Below are 19,527 nucleotides of genomic sequence, written 5' to 3'. Positions count from 1 at the left end.
CAAACTTTTTTCACTGTGACAAAATTTTGACGAATGAAAGACAAAGAGATACTATTCAAACTATAGGAAAGGGGCAACGAGCTATGAAACCGCATTTAATCGTATTGGATTTAGATGGTACTTTATTAACAGACCAACAACAAATTTCCGCAAAAACAAAAAAATCATTATTGCAGGCTAAAGAACAAGGACATCAAGTAATGATTGCAACTGGCCGTCCATACCGTGCCAGTGATATTTATTATCATGAGCTTGGGCTTACAACACCAATAGTCAACTTTAATGGCGCCTATGTGCATCACCCTAAAAATGCCTCTTGGCAGCATATGCACACTCCCATTGATTTAAGTGTTGTCCATGATGTCGTTAATTCCATTAATAGTTATGAGTATGAAAATATTATCGCTGAGGTAAAGGATGATATTTATGTACACACAGAGGATGATCGCATCTTAAATATTTTTAATATGGGTAATCCCAAAATTACACTTGGGGATTTATACACACATCTCTTAGATAATCCTACAAGTTTACTGATACAGGCAAATGAAGCCAATTCTGTCATTATCCGCGATCACTTACAGGCAGTGCACGCTGAAGTTATTGAACACCGTCGTTGGGGCGCACCTCTTCATATTATAGAAATTGTTCGACGTGGATTAAATAAAGCAGTAGGCATTGCACATGTAGCGAAGGATTTAGGTTTTCCACGTGAACGTATTATTGCATTTGGTGATGAAGACAATGATTTAGAGATGATCGAATATGCTGGACTTGGCGTAGCGATGGGGAATGGTATATCAAGCCTTAAAAATATTGCCAATGAAATCACTACTACAAATAATGATGATGGGATTGCAAAAATACTCATCGAACGCTTGAAATTATCATAGTTAAGTAGTAAGTTCAAGTTACCATACCATTTTTACCAGTTTAACTTTATTCAGTGGTACCCCTTCCGGTTGATTTAAGTGAGTACCGACTGAATAAAGCTAAAAAGGCTTTAAAAAGTAAGTTGAAATTAGGGGGACAAGAGAATGAAGATTTTTACGGATAGTGGATGTGATCTACCAAAGTCTTACTATGAAGAAAATGATGTCGTGCTACTCCCTTTACGAGTGCAATTGAACAACAAAGAATATGAAGATGTCATTTCCATTGATTCCAAAGAGGTTTATGATGGAATCCGTCAAGGTGCCCAACCCAAAACATCTCAAGTGTCGCCAGAGCTTTTTTTGAAGCACTTTGAAGATTTAGCTAAAAATGAAGAAGAAGGTATCTATATTGCCTTTTCATCAGAGTTATCCGGCACATATAGTACTGCTCAAATGATTCGTAATCAAGTATTAGAACAATATCCTTCATTGAAGTTAGTCATTATCGACTCTAAATGTGCATCACTAGGACATGGTCTTGTTGTGGAAGAAGCTGTTCGGCTTAGAAATTTAGGTACCTCATTTGAAGATGTAGCGTCTAGAATTAGCGCTTTCGCTCCTCAAATAGAGCATTTATTTACAGTTGAAGATTTGGACTACCTTGCTAAAGGTGGCCGTGTCTCAAAAGCTAGTGCCTTTTTAGGTGGCCTTCTAAGCATTAAACCTATTTTAAATGTAGAAGATGGCAAACTTGTACCGATAGAAAAATCACGTGGTCGTAAAAAAGCACTTAATCGTATGCTGGATTTAATGCAGGAGCGTGGAGGTAACTTTACGAATAAAATTGTTGGTATTAGTCATAGTGATGATATGGCCTTTGCCAATGAAGCAAAAGCATCCATTCAGGAGCGTTTTTCTCCTCAGGCTGTGCAAATTACGATGATTGGCTCAGCCATCGGTTCGCATGTAGGGCCAGGCACTATCGCGATTTTCTTCACAAATAAGAGCTATGAAGGCTAAACCTTGATAGCTCGGAATTGCCGAGCTGTTGGAGCATTACTAAATTAAAACAAAAATAGCATGTTAGGATGACTCCTAGCATGCTATTTTTTTTAGATATTAAGAAGCGTCTTGTTCTTGACGACGAACTTTTCCTCGTTTAATGATGATTACAACAAAGCCAATAAAGATAACCCAAACTAAGCCCAGGGCAACCATATACGGCACGTTTAGCCCCTCATCATTGCGAACCTGATAAATCTCTACCATTTCTCTGTCTAAAATGACTGGATACACTTGCTTTTCGTTTATACGAACTTTTTCCTCATGTAAAATCCCGTTTAGCATTTTCCCTTCACCCAGTTGTTCTGGTGTTAAGTCCACGCGTTGTGTTTTGCTCGTATTATTGACCATAATTACCCATTGCTCTTCATCCGAAGTACGCGTAAAGACAAGTAGACCATTTTCATTTGTAATGACGTTAAAATCACCATTACGTAAAGTGGCAGACTGATTTCGTAAGGATTGAACATTTTTAATATAGTCAATTAATTCTTCATCTGTTTTAAAGTTATAAAGTTGATGTGTATCAGGTTTAGCTTCCCCGTTCATTGCAATTTCTGTACCATATTGGACAACTGGAGTTCCTGGCATCATAAATAAAGCACCCATAGCCATTTTTAAACGTGTAGGCGGGAACATGTTTTCATTCGCAGAATCGAATGTAAAACGGTGGGTTTCTAAAGAATCCACCATAATTTGCGTCGGTTTTTCTCCTGAAAACGGCTCTGTTAATTTAGATGAGTCCATATCAACATTCTTAAAGATATTGCGATAAATTTCTGCTGTCGCTGGTGAGAAGGTTGCATCAAAATCAGCCTCGCTCGCTTCATTTGTAATGACATAAAGAGATGATTTTGTCTCTTTTAATGCTGCTATCATTTTATTGATAAAATCCGTATCAGCATCTGAAATATGAGTTAATCGAATTCCACCAATTTCATATGTAGAAACAAAATCGATTGCTGATTGAATAAGTGCTTCTTGCACATCTGTATTCGTTAAATCCCATTGAACTTGTCCATTATTCGTAGAAGCAATCCAGTCTGCTTTCGCAGCATCCTTTGCCCATTCATGATTAGGACTTACATCATTGAGTGGAAAATCCACCATTATAGACATATTTTTAGCTTTGTAAGCCTCTACAACACTTTGGAATTCTTCTGCTGTTCCAAAATGGCGTTCAATCGTAGAATAGCTTGTTAGCATGGATCCATCATATTTCTCTGTGGAATAAATAGGTCCAATGGAAACAATCGTATAGCCCATTTCACTGATAAATTTTAATTTATCTTGTAAACCTGTAAAATCCCCTCCTGCAAATTTCGAAGGGTCTTGCGTATTTGTATCAAAATCGTTAGCGCCCGAGCCATTAAAGAAACGGTCAACGAGTAAATCATAGATGCTCTCTTCTGCAATCGATGTTGTCGCTTTTTCATCAGCATGCGCTACAGGTGTAGCACTTACAAATGTAGTAGCAAGTAAAAGTGATGCAGCTGTCGCACTTATCCACTTCTTGAATTTCACTGTTATTCCCTCTCTTTCAAACCAATCCATCGTCATTTTACCAAATATCACTGTCACGTCGCTATCTTTTCAAAAGATTTTACGAAAATGCGGAAGGAATTACGGCAAAAAGGTGTCCGTTCCCTTCCATTTCAGTATGATCGCAGTTTTTAATAAAATAAAAGCCGCGAAGCAAATACTTCACGACTTTCACCAAATATTATGCTAAGAAGTTTTGACCCATTGGTAGCTTGAAGCCTAGGAACAATGTAATCAATAAGAATACTGCAAATAAAATCCAAAACATGCCAGTTGGTTTGTTTTTCTTTTGGCGTACTAAAACCATTTCCATCATACCAATTACAAGAATACCACCTATGAATTTAAAGCCGTAAAGCATGCCCATGTTGTAATTCATGCCTTCAATGAATAATGCCCCACCTGTAATGATAATTAGTACATAAAATAGACGCAATGTCATATGTAAGCCTTTTGATTGCTTGCCCATTAGCGCAGCGATTAAAAAGATAACAATAGCTACTACCCACGTAGTAATATGCAAATGCGTTTGGCTAGTTAAAAAACCCATGTTTGTCCCACCTCATTCATTTTTCTATCAAACTCTATCCTACCATGCGATGGAAAGGGTTTCAAACATTACAATAGTGTTCACATAATTTACACCATTTATGACGTAGAAACTCCCTAAAAAGCAACTTACACGTGAAGTAATAAAAAAATCCGCGGAGTAAAGACTCACGCGGATTCCCAATTATTATTCAAAATGGTTGACTAAAGTACCGATGCCTTGAATAGATACTTTTACCGTATCTCCAGCCTTTAAGAATTGTGGCGGGTTCATGCCTTTTCCAACTCCTGCTGGTGTACCTGTTAAAATAACATCACCTGGCTCAAGTGTTACATGCTGAGATAGGATAGATACTAAAGTTTCAACTGAGAACATCATGTCCTTCGTCGAGCCATTCTGGCGCACTTCATCGTTTACCTTTGTGACTACTGTTAAGTCCTGAGGATTTGGAATTTCATCCTTTGTCACAAGATATGGTCCAAGCGGACAAGTGCCCTCCAAGCTTTTACCTAAAAAGAATTGTTTATGCTTCTCTTGTAAATCACGAGCTGTTATATCATTGGCAATTGTATAACCAAAAACATAATCATATGCTAAGTTTTTCGGAATGTTTTTACCACGTTTTCCAATTACAATAGCAAGCTCCCCTTCATAATCCATTTTCGATGAAAGGTCTGCGTGAATGGAAAGTGTTTGTCCATCTGCCGCAATAGCCGTTGGCGATTTTGTAAATACCATTAATTCCGTAGGTGCTGCTTCTGCACCCATTTCTTTGGCATGTTCATTATAATTTTTACCTATACACATAATATTTTTTGGTGTACGTGGAATTGGTGAAAGCCACTCGATTTCTGTAAATTCACGTTTAAAACTATTAGCACGATCAGATTTTTCAGCTGCTTCTACTAATTTACGAATCTGTTCAACAAAATCAAAGCCTAGAGCAATACCATCTACAATAGAACTTGAAAAAGAAGGGAGAACTTGAAGTTCATTTTGAATAGCGAGTACATCCCATACCGCTTCTTCTTTTTTTACTTTTGGTCCAAAGCTTACATGTCCACCTAATTTGAATGATAAAATTTTCATGATTGAAAGAGCTCCTTCTTTTTTCTACATGATACAACAATATGATAGAAATTGCCTCACTTTTGCGACAATAATTTTATAAGTTGTTATATATTCATAAATTATGCATGTGAAGCGGAATATATTATCGTATTTCCACTTTTTCCTTATACGTTAATTTACGCCATAAAGCCTCTAAAGGACCTTGCTTCCATTTTGATAACCAAATTTCGGCTATGATCATTTGCACAACAATTATTCCAATGGCAATGAATACGCCTGTTTCTACACTTACCTTCCCATACCAGCCAAAGCCAAATTGATAGAATAAACACGTGCCGATAATGGATTGCATAATATACATCGTTAACGACATCCGACCGATTTTGCCAAAAGGACTAAGTAGCTTAGGTACAATTGGTAACAGGCAAAGTAGCACTATGATCGCGATATAGCCCACTGAAAGAATGGGGCCACCTATGTATACCTTGAAATAATCAAATAAATACGTCCGTGTAAACATAATTGGTAAACTTTTAATCGTTATACCTATAATCAACCCAGTAATCGCAAGTGCTAGCCATAGCCATTTTAATTCTTTTGCTCGCTCTACTAGACGCCATTTTGATGCAGCTGCGCCTATTAACATATATGGTAAAATAGTAAACAATGCCGCAAACCACATCCCTATACCTGCTTGCGTCGATAAGTCTGTTAAGCGTTGCATAAAAGCATCTAGCCAGTTTCCAGTACCGTAAGCTGTAATCGCCTTCTCTACAGATACAATATCTAAATAGTCATCCACCTTCGTAGTAAACTGCATAATCCCTATGACAAATAACATAAAAACTTGCATCAAACCGTTAATCATCACTGCGCTAACCAATAACCAAATAGGGCTTAAACGTAGTGAAAGCACTAAAAATATCCCGCAAAATGCGTACATCATTAAAATATCGCCCCACCATATTAGCACGGCATGTATGAAACCAAAGGCAAATAATACAGAAAGTCTACGTAATCCTAGCGTATAGAAATTTTGCTCACGACTTTGTGCTTTTTGCCACTGCATGGCAAGCCCATATCCAAATAGCATCGCAAACAGTGGGTAGAAGCTACTTTGTACATAAATATCTATATTTTTCTGCCAAACGATATCGGATGGTGTTGTAAACCAAGATGCTAAATCAATATGCGGCATTGGCAAATAAAAGGTATACATATTTACGAGCAAAATACCTAATAAACTAATACCTCGTAAAATATCTAATGTTGCTAGTCGATCCTGCAACATTGTCGGTTTGAAATCCACAAAATAGCCTCCTCTTAAATAGCAGCTATGGTTTAAGCAGAGCAAGCAAAAAATTGCATTCCTCCGCTTTTCCATAACAAAAACTTACGCCTGTACAGTTTGTTCATTATCGAATAAATACAGCACTTTATCGCTTACTTTAATTTGTAAAATCGACTCAATAGCCTCACTATAAACACAAAGCTGAACAGCATAACGCCCCATTATTTCTTTTGTCAGGGAGGGCTCCTTTGCAAAATGAGGCAAAATACGGTCTGTCTTATAATCTAGCAAAACCCAGTTGCCATATTCATCCTCAAACAAGCAATCGATAATCCCTTGAACGATTTGAGCATCCCCATCCTCATCTACTCTACTAATAGTAAATGGCATTTCTCTACGTATCTGTCTTGCTTGCTTAAAGCGTTGTCCAATTTCGGTATGAAAGAAATGAAAAATTTTCGCTATCGGGACCACTTTTCCCTCTGCCTCTGTTAGTAGCTGTTTTGCTACTAAATCTGCTACAAAGCTTTTTACAGCTTCAATATCATCAAAGCCAAACTGTGGAATATGCTGCATCACTGTATGAACAGCCGTTCCTATTTCGGCACCTGTTAGCTGTTGATCCTGTAAAAAAGTTGGTCGTGGTGCAATAGAAGCTGACGTCTGCTTAGCCGGAGTCGCAAAATAATATTCTGGTTCCTCCTGACGCTGTAAGTTTTCTATACGCTTAATTTCACTAACCGACGTTTTAGAACGTTTTCTTGTTGATTTTTGATACGTATACTGCGCTTGAAAGCGTGTCGTTATTTCGGATAAAAGCGCCTCGTCCTCTTGTGTTGAAAGGAGTTGTTGTATTTCATCATCAAATGCCTGTATATCATACGAATAATGTCTCGTATCAACCGGCTGTATCCACCAATGGGATGGACTGTCCAATTCTTTATATGAAGTGGTAGATAGGGGGGCAAAGTCACCATGCCTTGCCACGGCTGGTCCAACCCAGTCTAGATAGCTATTAGCTCTAGCCCGCAAATATTCTTGAAGCGGTGCATCACTTGGTATATTTTGTGCATCCTGCCAGCTGTCCCGTGTTTTCTCCCAATTTTTCACGGAGCCCACTAAAATCAGACGTTCCTTAGCACGTGTCATAGCAACATATAAAACACGCATTTCCTCTGCACGCATTTCTAGCTCTTTCTTCTCTTTTAGCGCCAAAAACGGTAACGAAGTATAAGTAATCCGATTTTCTGGGTCAATAGCCTTTACAGCTAGTCCAAAATCTTGGTCGAATAAATAAGGATTATGAAAATCCATTTTATTAAACGGACGTCCCATTCCTGCCACAAAGACTACAGGATATTCTAATCCCTTGGAGGAGTGAATGGTCACAAGGCGTACTACATCGTCCTTTTCACCAATTGATTTAGCAGTACCTAAATCATCCCCCCGTGTACGCATCCGATCAATAAAGCGTAAAAAGCGGAAGAGACCCCGAAAGGCCGTTTGCTCATACATTAATGCACGATCATGTAAGATGCGTAAATTGGCCTGACGCTGCTTACCATTGGGCATTGCGCCAACCATTTCATAATAATGTGTATCTAAATAAATCTTCCAAATTAAATCTGATAGTGACCCACGACGTGCTAAATCTCGCCAATTTTCAAAAGCTAGCATAAAGCGTTGAAGTTTTTCAAACGTAGTTGTCTGTATCCCATGTCCTTCACTTCGAATAAATTGTCGTAGCGCATCATAGAAAGGCACCTTTGAATCGGCTAAGCGGATTTTAGCTAATTCATTTTCAGTTAAGCCAACAAACGGTGCACGCAGTACGGAAGCCAATGGGATGTCCTGATAAGGGTTATCTACTACCTTTAGGACATTTAACATAATCATGACTTCCAGTGCATCAAAATAGCCTTTGGATGATTCTGCATAGAGTGGGATACCTGCTAGCTTAAATTCCTCCACTAAATCTGTCGACCATGTCATAGAACGCATTAAAATAACAATATCACTATATTTCAAGGGCCTTTCTGTCATTGATTTCGTATCATAAACAGTTGTTCCATCTTCCATCAGTTGTCGTATACGATCAATAATAAAACGTGCTTCATATTGTGACTTTTTTAATTCCTCTAGCTCAGTCGCTTCTTCAGTCTTATCCTCTTGCTCGTCTACTGTCTCCTCATCCCGTGGAGGGTGCATTACGACAAGCTCAACAGGTACTTCTTTTTCATCATAGGGCGCTGCAGGCTTTAATGACGCATTGTCATCATAAAAAATTTCGCCAACACGCTCACCCATAATTTGTGCAAAAATATAGTTCGTCGCGTTCAATACCTCTTTACGACTACGAAAGTTGGCATTTAAATCAATACGCATGCCCGTTTCATCAGGCGTTTCCAAAAACTCACTATACTTCCTCATAAAGAGCTTAGGTTCAGCTAAGCGGAAACGATAAATACTCTGCTTGACGTCCCCTACCATAAACAGATTACCATCCTGTTCTTCTCCTGATTTGACAAGTTGTAAGATCGTTTCCTGTAGCATATTTGTATCCTGATATTCATCCACAAGTACTTCTTTAAAACGTTTTTTCAAATCCAGTGCTACGGGAGAAGGCTGTAGCTCTCCATCTATCTCAACTGTTAAAATTTGCAGTGCATAATGCTCTAAATCTGAAAAATCAATAATACCTCGCTCTAATTTGGCAAGTCGGAATTGCTCACTAAAAATATTTGTCAATTCCACTAATGTGCCAATGATTGGCGCCATTAAGCGTATTTCTTCTAGCAAACGTGCGGGTGTGCGAATAAAATAGGTTTCTTTCATTTTATTTATAATTTTTTTCGCTGCTTCCCGCTTTTTCTTTGCAAGCTCCTGTAGCTCCTCGTCTACTAAAGCATCCTTGGATACTCGTTTTAATGTAGACCATTTGACGGTCGCAAAATAATCAAAGAGTTCCTGCCATGTCCCTTCCTGACTTATTCGAATCCCTTCCTGAATCATAGCAAAATCAATTTCTGCCGTTTCAGCATATGGGGCTGGTCCATCCGGTAGGAGGGTGATTGCTCGCATTTCTGAAATTAGTACGAAGGCTTCCTCCAAACTATGTCGAACAGTCAATTTAACATAGTGGGATAGCTCTAAATCATCAATCGTCACTTCCTCTGCTAATTCATAAGCTTTCGGTAAACTCCACAGCCACCTGTGAGGCTCTGCGTGCACACGAGAAGTATCATAAAGCTTACTAATCAGCGTCTCAATAGCCTGATCATCTCGATCCGACGTAAAGCTATCCACAAGTCGATAAATAGCTTGTACCTGTGTCTCTTCTTCAGAATCATAGGCTCCTTCTAGAACATCCGCTACTATATCATCTCTTAATAAGGCTACCTCTGCCTCATTAGCAATACGAAATCCAGGATCAATGTCGAGCATATAAGCATATTGTTTAACAATTGCTAAACAAAAAGAATGCAATGTGGATATTTGCGCCTTATTAATAAGACTCAGTTGTCGTCTTAAATGATTGGAAGTTGGATTTTCTACTATAGCCTTTTCTAGAGCTTCTGACATTCGATGGCGCATTTCAGCTGCTGAAGCATTCGTAAAGGTCACCACCAGTAGCTCATCTACATTGATGGGATTGTCAGTAGCAATAACTTTTTCAATCATACGATTAATCAGTACCGCTGTTTTCCCAGACCCTGCCGCAGCAGACACAAGTGTATCTTGACCACTAGTGTAAATGGCCTTCCACTGATCGTCTGTCCAAGAGACATCCGCCGGCTTTATAGGAATTGTTTGGACCATGCTACTCTACCTCCTTCCGAATTTTATCAACAATTTCATTTGGTTTCGCTTGCATCAACTGACGGTAGTTTTGTTTACCATCAGATGGATCAAATTGGCAAACTGCGGCAAATTGACAATAATCACAGGCCGTTTTGGATTTTAATTTATACGGGCTGATGGCAGTATCACCAGACAAAATCCCATTCCCTGCCTCCTGATGCTTACGACGTACGAAATGCTGGAGTCTTTTCATATCATTCACAGGCACAATGCGAGATTGCGATTCAGAAGGTGTTCCATCTTTTTTCATATAGACAGGGATAATTTTTGAGTGTCCACTACTTTCCTCTAACTGCTCGTCCATCGATAAAATGGACTCAGCATTCTCAGACAGCAGACCCTTCATTTTATATTGCTTTAAACGGTCCTCTTCTATTTCACTATCCGTCATATCCTTATCTAGTTTTAACATGGGGTTATGGACATGGACATACAGTACCCCAGCTGGCTCCGTTTCCCCAGGAAGCCAATAGGAGCTATTTTCCATTGCCACATCTAAATAAGTAAGAACCTGTAAAGACAATCCATAATAAACCTCATTTAAATCTAAATCTCTAGCTGATGATTTATAATCAACAATCCGTAAATAAGAACGGTCATCTATCGTGGCACTATCGATTCGATCTATACGCCCTCGCATAAACATTTTCTTACCACTAGTCAAATCAATCTCAAGAGGTGGAAGCTGTTCATGTTGTCCTGGGCCAAACGAAGCCTCTATCGCAATTGGTTTAAAGTGAGACACATTTGCATGCTGTGTCAATGCCATCATCGTGCGCTCCACAATTCGAATAAGCTTTCGCTGAATATAGCGATAACGCGCACTCGATAATAAAATTTGATGGGAGAAGACAGGAACAATTTGTTCTACTGCTTGACGTGCCAACTGTTTAATTTGCTGTTTTGTTAAACGAATCCAAGATAGCTGCAGTCGGTGAGTTTCCTCTGTTATCCACTTTAGAGCCTCATGGAATAAATCACCCATTGCAAACGTTTCTAATCGGTACTCCGCACGTTCTTCTAAACGTAGACCATACGTTGTGAAATGAGAAAATGGACATCTAAAATATTTCTCTATTCGAGATACACTAGATGTGAGCTTTTGCCCATATAACTCTTGTGTTATATAGGTTTCCAATGGCTCTGCTTCATTTTTATGAGTAATCGGATAATGTACTCGATCAAAGATAAGTGCCCAGTAAGGGTCCTGTTGATAAAATTTTTGTAACGCCAGCCATTCAGGTGCCAGTTCACGGCTATGTTCTGCCTGACGTAGTTGCACCATTAAATGGGCTAATGCTGTTCGGGGATGGCGTAAATACGGTAAAGCATTTCCATCTAATAATTCAATTGGATCCATTACAACCCGCTCCGCTTGAATACCACTTAACAGACCAGCTGTTTTGTCATTTCCGATGAATTTTTTTATATATAGTGACGATAACAGTGCCTTTCCTTCTTCATCTGCTGTAGGATACGTCAAATAAAGCTTATCTGAGGGTGTTGTAGCAGCACGATAGAATAAGAAATTTTCCTGTAATAAACGGTTAGAAGAGGTTGGTGCAAGCTCATAACCAATTTGACTAAACCATTCACGCTCTGTATCTGACAATAAACCTTCATATTCCATTCGAGTTGGATATACACCATCATTCATTCCTAAAACGAAGGCCACTTTAACATTGGATAAACGAGCTAAATCAACCGTCGCTACCATAACCTCATCTAATGTTGGCGGAATGCGAGAAAATTCTAATGTATCAAAACCTTCATCAAGAATTTTAGCCGCTTCCTCCACAGTCATCTCCTGCTCGCCAAACATATAGACAAATTGATCCAATACATTGATCCATTCATTCCAGGCTTGCTCATGTTCACTCGCTGCCAGTGCATCCCCCCGCTCAAGCTCACGATCTTTCATAGCTTGAAGCTTCTCATATACTTGTAGGGACTCTACAAGCTCAAATAAAGCAGTGGCAACCTCCTTACCCGTTGGCGCAATACTCAGTTTGTCTTGAAACACCTTTAACGGCTGACGAATTTCGTCACGAATTGCCTCAATTTCTGCTTGCATGGCACGTTCTTCATCTGTTTGTACACGCGAATGAAATTCAAGCCCACGATACTTTTTATAAAACCAACGAGCCTCTTCAAACCAACGTTCACCATAGATTCCTTGCGCTAAGCAAAAGTTTTCCAATCGATCAGCTCGCTCACGCCAAATGGTTAGCTCCGCTTGTAAGGGGAAAAACAAATCTGTTTTTACACTTCGAAATACAGGTTCATACTTCCAATTAGACGTCATGATTTCTAATGCCGAACGACTAAGCTCTATCAATGGATGATGGAGCATTGTTTTTTTAGTATTTGTAAAAATAGGAATTTCATATTGTTGAAAAATACTTGTAATCAATGGATCATAAAGTTCTGCTTGTCGATATAAAAGGACAATATCTTGATAACGATAGCCATCTTCCCTTGTCAGCTTTGTTATTTCCCGGGCAATCGCGTGAACCTCCGCTCGTCGATTGGATGCTTCAAACACCACTACATCTCCAGAAGTTTCTTTCGTTTGCGGCACCATATAAGCAAAATTTGCCTCCACATGTTGTAAATCTTCAGATTGAAATCTTTGAGTATAATAAAAATGTAAAGGTGCCTCGATGTCTATTCCCTCTTCATTTGCCATATCATGTAGTCGCTGATTCGTTAACGCTGCTTCATGAAAAAGAGCCTGTTCATCAAAAGCTTCTTCTATATGATCAAACGGAAGAACGACTGTTACCTGTTTAGTTACCTTAAGCAATTCTCGTACCAGCTCTAACTCTCGCACAGTGAAGGCTGTGAATCCATCAATATAGATGGTTGCTTGCTTCATTGTTTCAGCATACTTCAATTGCTCCGTTAATATCGGATAATAGCCCTCACTATCGACATATGTCGTACCAAGTCGTTCTTCTAAAGCCTGCAAAACGACATGTAAATCATTGGTTTTCGCTTGTAAGGTATTTGGCGCGTCAATGGTCTTTAAAGATTCTGTTACCTCAGCTAAAACAGAGCTATTGACACTATATCGACTAAATTCTTTTAAAAGTGTTTCAATTTCCTCCGTAAAACCACGTTTTCCAGCAGCTTGTCGGAATAAAGAGAACTCACTTTTTTGTTCCTCCAAAAGTTTACGGATCAGCATCCGATAACCATAGCCATTCACTTCTTTACGAGCAATACCACCTGTCTCCTGTAAAACAAGCCATGCTAAACGCTTAAACGTCATCACTTGCGCACGAATCAAGCCCTGCAAACCATGCTTATTCGTTAGCTCATATTCCGTAGAATAAGACATCTGGTCAGGAACAATTACAAAAATAGGATGACCTAGTGGATCAGTCTTTAGCTGTTCAACAATTTCTTGATGAATAAATACTGATTTCCCTGTTCCCGAACGTCCCGAAACAATTTGCAATGTCATATCCTTTCCCCTCCTCTATAGATTACTGTCTAACAATTTTAATTGCGCGTTCGCTTCTATTCACCTACATATATAGATTATTTTTCATCGTTTCCATCACTTAATCTGATTCCGTTGCCAGAGTGATTGCGCTATTTACGTCCCTGATCATCTATCTTAAATTCTATCGAAAAAAACTAGCAAATACTATCTATCAACCTTCGATAGACAATAAAAACCAATGATTCATTTCACAAAAAAACAGCCTCTTCAACAAATTAAAGAGGCTACAACTATTTTATCTTGCATGGTGATCCTGATTTTTCGTCAAATTTCGCGCTTGTTTTAAATCTCTCTCTACACGGGCATTCAATCGCTTCTCAATCAGCTTACCAATAAACCACAAAATAACAATCGCAACAGCTGCAATTATTAATTTCACAGGGCTTGTTAGTAACGATTTTAAATCATATCCCAATACACTCATACCTAAAATCATAACGAACTTTCCTGCTAGTAAAACGACGAAATAAAACTTTTTATGAATATGGGATAAACCCGCCACAATGTTCACGATGACAGAAGGTGTAAAAGGGAAACATAGGAGGACAAAAAGAGGGCTTATGCCATTCATATCCACCCACTTAATAAGCTTCTGTACTTTCTTACTACCAGTTATAAATCGCAACCTTGGATGTTTACCAAAATGTCGGACAAGCAAAAATACCACATATGATCCAGCCGCAGAACCCAACCAAGATAATAAAAATCCAAGCCATAAACCAAATGCACTTGCATTAGCTACAACGAACACTACTAATGGTAGGAATGGTAAAAACGCTTCTAGAAAAGGTAGCAGTAAACCAATGACGGGGCCGAGTGTTCGATACTGCGCCGCAACAAGTTCAATATTTTCTACTGTAAACCATTCTTTCACTATCGACACCTCTATTTATACTGTAAAATTAAATGAAAAATTGTTAACCCTTCAGATGTATTTCGATATTCATGGGGTTGATGCCCCGAGAATACTAGTGTATCCCCTTCATCCAGTAATTCATGCATATCTCCAGCAGAAATAGCAGCTTGTCCTTTGATAATCATGACAGTTTCCTCTACCCCTTCTGTGTGGGCTTCACTCCTACTAATGGCTCCAGGCTCCATTTCAACCTTGTAGAATTCCCATCCTCGTTCAGGATTATACGGAATAATCGAATAGACACGATATCGTCCCTCATCCTCATCAACATGTGGGACATCCTTACTGCTATAACGCATGTAATGAGCTGTTGGCGGCTGTAATAAAGAAGAAAATGAAATACGCATTCCAGCAGCTATTTTCCAAATGGTTGATACAGTAGGATTCGCTTCTCCCTTTTCTATTTGAGCAAGTTGCGCTTTACTAACGCCCGTTGCTTTAGCAACATCATCTAAGCTTAAATGACGTTGTTGTCTAATTTTCTTTAATTGAAAGGCTAAATTTCGGCTCATTTGTTCCATTTTTAATCACCAATTTTCTATTGTTTATTTTATCAGACATATGTATACTTTAATAAACATCAAGAACTATCAAACTATTCCATCAACAGTATACATGGAAATTTTTAAGAAAGGATGACCTATTTATGACAAGTACAACAGAGCTTCATCATGAACCGGCAACAAACTCTCCCAACGATAGCTTTATACAGGGCGTGAAGGATTGTGTACCCACTTTACTCGGTTATATTAGTATAGGACTTGCATTCGGTGTTGTAGGTTCCGCTTCAGGACTATCAGTACTTGAAATCGCCCTTTTAACCATATTGATTTACGCAGGCTCAGCACAATTTATCTTTTGTGCACTACTTTTAACAAGTAGTCCTGCTTCTGCTATCATTGTAACCATCTTTGTCGTCAATTTACGCCATTTATTAATGAGTTTAACATTAGCACCTCATTTTACCCGTTATTCGATGCTTAGAAATGTAGGCTTCGGTACTTTATTAACAGATGAAACCTTTGGGGTGGCTGTGACCAAGCAAATGCAAACGGGTAAATTATACGGTAAATGGATGGATGGGCTTAACTTAACTGCGTATATTTTTTGGATTTTATCTTGTGTCACGGGTGCCTTCTTAGGGCAATGGGTGGCAAACCCTGAACAATGGGGACTAGATTTCGCCCTAGTCGCTATGTTTGTCGCTCTTTTAGTTTTACAATTGAGTAGTGTCGGCAAAAGTAAAATCATGCATTATATTAAGTTAATCGGCTATATGGCTGTTATTATGTATGGTCTTTCTTATATAGTACCTTCACATGTGGCTGTTTTGCTAGCAACGGTGATCGTAGCAACTATTGGGGTGGTGACTGACAAATGACAACAACTGCTTATATGGTATGGCTGATTATAGGCTGTGCGCTTGTCACATGGCTACCACGTGTCATTCCCTTTATTTTTGTACGCAGTGTCACACTCCCAGATGTGGTCCTAAAGTGGCTTAGTTTTATTCCTGTTTGTATTTTAAGTGCTCTTGTCATCGAAAATTTAATCGATACCGAAAGCGGCAAAGTTGTGACTCTTGATTGGCCAGTCTTTATTACATTTGTGCCAACGCTAGTTATTGCTCTTATTACAAAAAGTTTATCTATTACTGTCGTTGCAGGAGTTATCATAATGGCAGCTGTGCGATTTTTCATGTAAAAAGGTCAGTCCCCACGAGGACTGACCTTTTTTATTTCTTCATTTTACTTGCTAACCAAAAGCCCACTGTTAATGAAAATGCATCTATAACGAAAATAATTGGTGGGGATGTATATCCTGCATATACTGATGCAGCGATAAGCGCAATGGCCAATAATAGAGCAACATAGCGATTATACGTAATTCTTGTGAACAATAGCACCAATAAAGCAGGTATTAAGAGCGCCAACATCATTTTCCCAAAAACGTCCATTATATATCCCTCGGCTCAGCAAGTAGTAATCCAATTCGGTAATGATCATTACTATAAATGACATGCTGCGTTAAACGAATTTCATTGTTTCGATCTAGCACTTCAAGACGACAATGAGCGGCATTCAATTGTAATGCCTCGTATAATTCATTTTCTGTAAAAATAGAAACACCATTTACTTTCCGAATACATTCCCCTGCAAGTAAGCCCATTTTCTCAGCTGGCGAATCAGGAAACACTGCTGCAATAATTGCACCCTTTGTGCTAGGTGCTACCGCATAATGATCTGTTTTATCCTGCTGAGCATAATAGATGGAAATGATGATACGGATAATTGCTCCCAACCCAAGCGTAATATAACCGATCATTGGTTCAAGATATGCAGCCAGCCCCCCTATTAAAATAAGCTGTCCAAGTATAACTACAGAACGCCCAATTTTAGGAAATACTAGAGCAGGTAAATCCCTTCTTATCAGCTTCGAAAAGCCAATTACGAGTGGGAAAAGGACCAGTGCAAAGCTAGTATCCCCTATCGTAAACTGTGGCCAGTACGGGAATACAGCAGAAATCGCATCACCAGGCATAACAAAGAAAATAGGCAGTACCCAAACATTTCTTGAACGATAGACAATCGCCTGCATACCTCGTTTTGTTTTTTCCACACAAGGTGTTGTGACCTTCATTGCTGCACGTCGAATTAAAAGACCTTCAGCAATCACACAAAGACCTACAAGAATAGAAATGGTAACGATAGCCCCATTCTCTAAATCGACACCTGCTAAGGAAATGTTCCACCAAGTAAAGGACCAGTTGTAGTAAGACATAGCCCATATTGCTAGCGTTGCTATACCCATTGTTAAAATAGGTGACAACACATTCAGGAAATACAATACGATCCCTACTATCGAGACCGCTATTACAATGATTAAAAAAACTTTTGGAACGGTAAGCCCTGCCACCACACTTATTAGCGAAATAAGCAATGCATAAAGCCATCCATCTTTCCATTGTCCGACTAACTCTGTCCAGCCCCAAATAATCCGTCTATTAAAATATTTACGCTCCTGCTTTACGCGACGATAACCTAATAAAATAGCAAATATGATGGCTACATACAGTAATGGGTTGAGTAAAAAGCGGCCAATCGCTGTTACAATTTCTAATAATATATCACTAACCATACGAACACCCGCCGTTTCTATCTTGAATACTATGAATTTATTGTATCAAACGACTACACTCTTGCGTAGTACAAACTCATAGAAAGCTCTGTATTATGGTATTTTTGTTCTACTAGCGAGTTTATTGTTCAATTGCGTGTAGTAAAAAACTAGTTGCCATTTGGAATTGTTGGTCGTTTTGACGGTCTACTTTATAATTTTTTAATGTTTCATTCAAACTATTAAAGAAGGTCGTATCCATATAAAATTCATCTTCTGCTAGTTTTAATTTTTTCTGTTTACGATAAAGGTTGACGGCTTCAGCCGTTGTATCATCCATATAACCATCTAAGCGATCAATCTGATAGCCAAGTTTCTGTAAGGCATTTTGTGAATAAGAAATTTCCTCGCTCATATCTCCTACTTTAAACTTCCCTGTCAGTGGATGTAGTTGAAAAGCGAATAATTCATTTTGCTCAATTACTAAGTTTGCCTCGATGCCTTGACCATGAATCCATTCACGTTTCGGTGTTAGCCATTTATTTGTGGATAATTTAAGCTCTCCACCATTCGAAAGCTCCCAAGATTCCTGTACAGTTCCTTTCCCAAAGCTCTTCACCCCAACAAGAGAAGCACGCCCCCAGCTTTTTAAGGCTCCGCTCAATACTTCACTTGCAGAAGCACTACCTTGATTTTGTAAAACAACAATCGGAATTTTGTTCATCTTTTCTAAATATTTTTCATCAATACCTTTTGTTTGTGTTTTTAATGGTTCCATAGCACCTTCAGCATTTTGCATATATGCAAATACCTTGCCACTATCTAATACTGTGCTTAGTAGCGCTGCGACGCTATGTAAATACCCCCCTGGATTATCACGAACATCAATAACAATTCCTTCAACATCTTTCCGAAGTAATTTACTTGTTTCAGCAACCCATTCATTTGCCGTCTTCTCACCAAACAGTGAAATTGAAACATAGCCAATTGCTGTATCCTCTACTTTTACAACTTCACTTGAGACAGTCTTGTTAGAGATCGCGGCCCGTTCCATTGTCATTTTAATATGCTTATCCTCACTTGGACGGTAAACAACAATGGTAACCTTCGTCCCCTTCTCTCCTTGAATTAAATGCATTAATTCGCTCATCGTTTTACCATCTACACGAACACCATCTACTTGTACAATTTCATCGAGTGAACGCATTCCAGCCTTCTCTGCTGGTGATGAGCGAACAGGGGAAACTACGATAAATTTCCCTTTATTTTCTGAGAGTTCAATCCCAATACCTACTCTTTCTTCAGCTAGCATTTGTCGATGTTGCTCAGCCTCTTCCTTGGAATAATAAGTGCTGTAAGGATCCTTAATGGCATCTGCCATACCACGAAGGGCTCCTTCCACCAATGCATCTTTTTTTGTATTGTACACTGATTTTTCTTCAATGAGGGTTATGGCCTCACCAATTGTGTCAACCTCCGTAACAGGCTCCTTTTTATCACCAATATTAAACCAATCAAAGTAAATACCACTGCCTACCACTAAACTACTAAGTAGGACACCGACACCGGCCGTTAATTTGCGCAAATCTTCCCTCCTCCGTCTCTTTTACTGTATGACACTATTTTTTCAAACATACAAGATTAGTTTTCAAAATTATGATTTGGGGAGATACTTTCTCTCACTTTGCGAGCAATCGGCATTACTCTGTGGAAATGTGGAAAACTTCTCTG

Annotated in this window: 15 protein-coding genes; 4 read left to right on the top strand and 11 right to left on the bottom strand. The window is 38.9% G+C overall.

Annotated features, from left to right (window positions below; all coding sequences use genetic code 11):
• Positions 1–83: 83 nt before the first annotated feature.
• Both MKY88_RS03730 and MKY88_RS03725 read left to right on the top strand, forming a co-directional pair.
• Positions 84–893 carry a Cof-type HAD-IIB family hydrolase gene (locus MKY88_RS03730; RefSeq protein ID WP_193830995.1) on the top strand — a complete coding sequence of 270 codons (810 nt, stop codon included), beginning with the start codon at positions 84–86 and terminating at the stop codon, positions 891–893.
• Between the two features lie 144 nt (positions 894–1,037).
• Positions 1,038–1,895, top strand: coding sequence for a DegV family protein (locus MKY88_RS03725; RefSeq protein WP_069480125.1), 858 nt, complete (start codon positions 1,038–1,040; stop codon positions 1,893–1,895).
• Between the two features lie 99 nt (positions 1,896–1,994).
• Here MKY88_RS03725 and MKY88_RS03720 read toward each other — a convergent pair whose 3' ends face one another.
• The 8 genes from MKY88_RS03720 to MKY88_RS03685 form a co-directional block, all read right to left on the bottom strand.
• Positions 1,995–3,461, bottom strand: coding sequence for an alpha-amylase family glycosyl hydrolase (locus tag MKY88_RS03720; protein ID WP_328203168.1), 1,467 nt, complete (start codon positions 3,459–3,461; stop codon positions 1,995–1,997).
• 199 nt (positions 3,462–3,660) lie between these two features.
• Positions 3,661–4,029 (bottom strand): YisL family protein, encoded by a 369-nt coding sequence (locus tag MKY88_RS03715; protein WP_012292941.1) that lies wholly within the window; start codon positions 4,027–4,029, stop codon positions 3,661–3,663.
• Positions 4,030–4,215: 186 nt separating this feature from the next.
• Positions 4,216–5,118 carry a fumarylacetoacetate hydrolase family protein gene (locus MKY88_RS03710; protein ID WP_025116790.1) on the bottom strand — a complete coding sequence of 301 codons (903 nt, stop codon included), beginning with the start codon at positions 5,116–5,118 and terminating at the stop codon, positions 4,216–4,218.
• Between the two features lie 124 nt (positions 5,119–5,242).
• Positions 5,243–6,409, bottom strand: a complete 1,167-nt coding sequence (locus MKY88_RS03705; protein WP_340813017.1) for a DUF418 domain-containing protein — start codon at positions 6,407–6,409, stop codon at positions 5,243–5,245.
• An 84-nt stretch (positions 6,410–6,493) separates the two neighbouring features.
• Positions 6,494–10,210 carry a helicase-exonuclease AddAB subunit AddA gene (addA, locus tag MKY88_RS03700; RefSeq protein ID WP_193830993.1) on the bottom strand — a complete coding sequence of 1,239 codons (3,717 nt, stop codon included), beginning with the start codon at positions 10,208–10,210 and terminating at the stop codon, positions 6,494–6,496.
• A gap of 1 nt (position 10,211) precedes the next feature.
• Complete coding sequence (gene addB / locus MKY88_RS03695) at positions 10,212–13,721, bottom strand: helicase-exonuclease AddAB subunit AddB (protein WP_193830992.1); 3,510 nt, start codon at positions 13,719–13,721, stop codon at positions 10,212–10,214.
• A 277-nt stretch (positions 13,722–13,998) separates the two neighbouring features.
• A complete protein-coding gene (locus MKY88_RS03690; protein ID WP_258267807.1) occupies positions 13,999–14,637 on the bottom strand; it encodes a TVP38/TMEM64 family protein in 639 nt (212 codons plus the stop codon).
• Between the two features lie 11 nt (positions 14,638–14,648).
• Positions 14,649–15,200: a helix-turn-helix domain-containing protein gene (locus MKY88_RS03685; RefSeq protein WP_025116785.1), complete on the bottom strand. Its 552-nt coding sequence runs from the start codon at positions 15,198–15,200 to the stop codon at positions 14,649–14,651.
• A 125-nt stretch (positions 15,201–15,325) separates the two neighbouring features.
• On the opposite strand from MKY88_RS03685, the gene MKY88_RS03680 reads away from it, so the two are divergent.
• On the top strand, positions 15,326–16,060 hold the full coding sequence (locus MKY88_RS03680; RefSeq protein WP_036123399.1) for an AzlC family ABC transporter permease: 735 nt from the start codon (positions 15,326–15,328) through the stop codon (positions 16,058–16,060).
• Positions 16,057–16,383 (top strand): AzlD domain-containing protein, encoded by a 327-nt coding sequence (locus MKY88_RS03675; protein ID WP_036123398.1) that lies wholly within the window; start codon positions 16,057–16,059, stop codon positions 16,381–16,383. Before MKY88_RS03680 ends, MKY88_RS03675 begins: the two co-directional genes overlap by 4 nt.
• A gap of 31 nt (positions 16,384–16,414) precedes the next feature.
• On the opposite strand, the gene MKY88_RS03670 is transcribed toward MKY88_RS03675, so the two are convergent.
• The 3 genes from MKY88_RS03670 to MKY88_RS03660 all read right to left on the bottom strand — a co-directional run bounded on the left by MKY88_RS03670 (position 16,415) and on the right by MKY88_RS03660 (position 19,381).
• Complete coding sequence (locus MKY88_RS03670) at positions 16,415–16,636, bottom strand: DUF2198 family protein (protein ID WP_340813016.1); 222 nt, start codon at positions 16,634–16,636, stop codon at positions 16,415–16,417.
• A complete protein-coding gene (locus tag MKY88_RS03665; RefSeq protein WP_193830990.1) occupies positions 16,636–17,817 on the bottom strand; it encodes a PDZ domain-containing protein in 1,182 nt (393 codons plus the stop codon). The genes MKY88_RS03670 and MKY88_RS03665 overlap by 1 nt, the downstream gene beginning before the upstream one ends.
• A gap of 121 nt (positions 17,818–17,938) precedes the next feature.
• On the bottom strand, positions 17,939–19,381 hold the full coding sequence (locus MKY88_RS03660; protein WP_193830989.1) for a S41 family peptidase: 1,443 nt from the start codon (positions 19,379–19,381) through the stop codon (positions 17,939–17,941).
• Between the last annotated feature and the right edge of the window lie 146 nt (positions 19,382–19,527).

The organism is Lysinibacillus sp. FSL R7-0073 (assembly GCF_038009065.1).
Classification (GTDB): Bacteria; Bacillota; Bacilli; order Bacillales_A; family Planococcaceae; genus Lysinibacillus; species Lysinibacillus fusiformis.
Note: the sequence above shows the minus strand (reverse complement) of the source record. Positions and strands in the feature narration are given on the sequence as shown.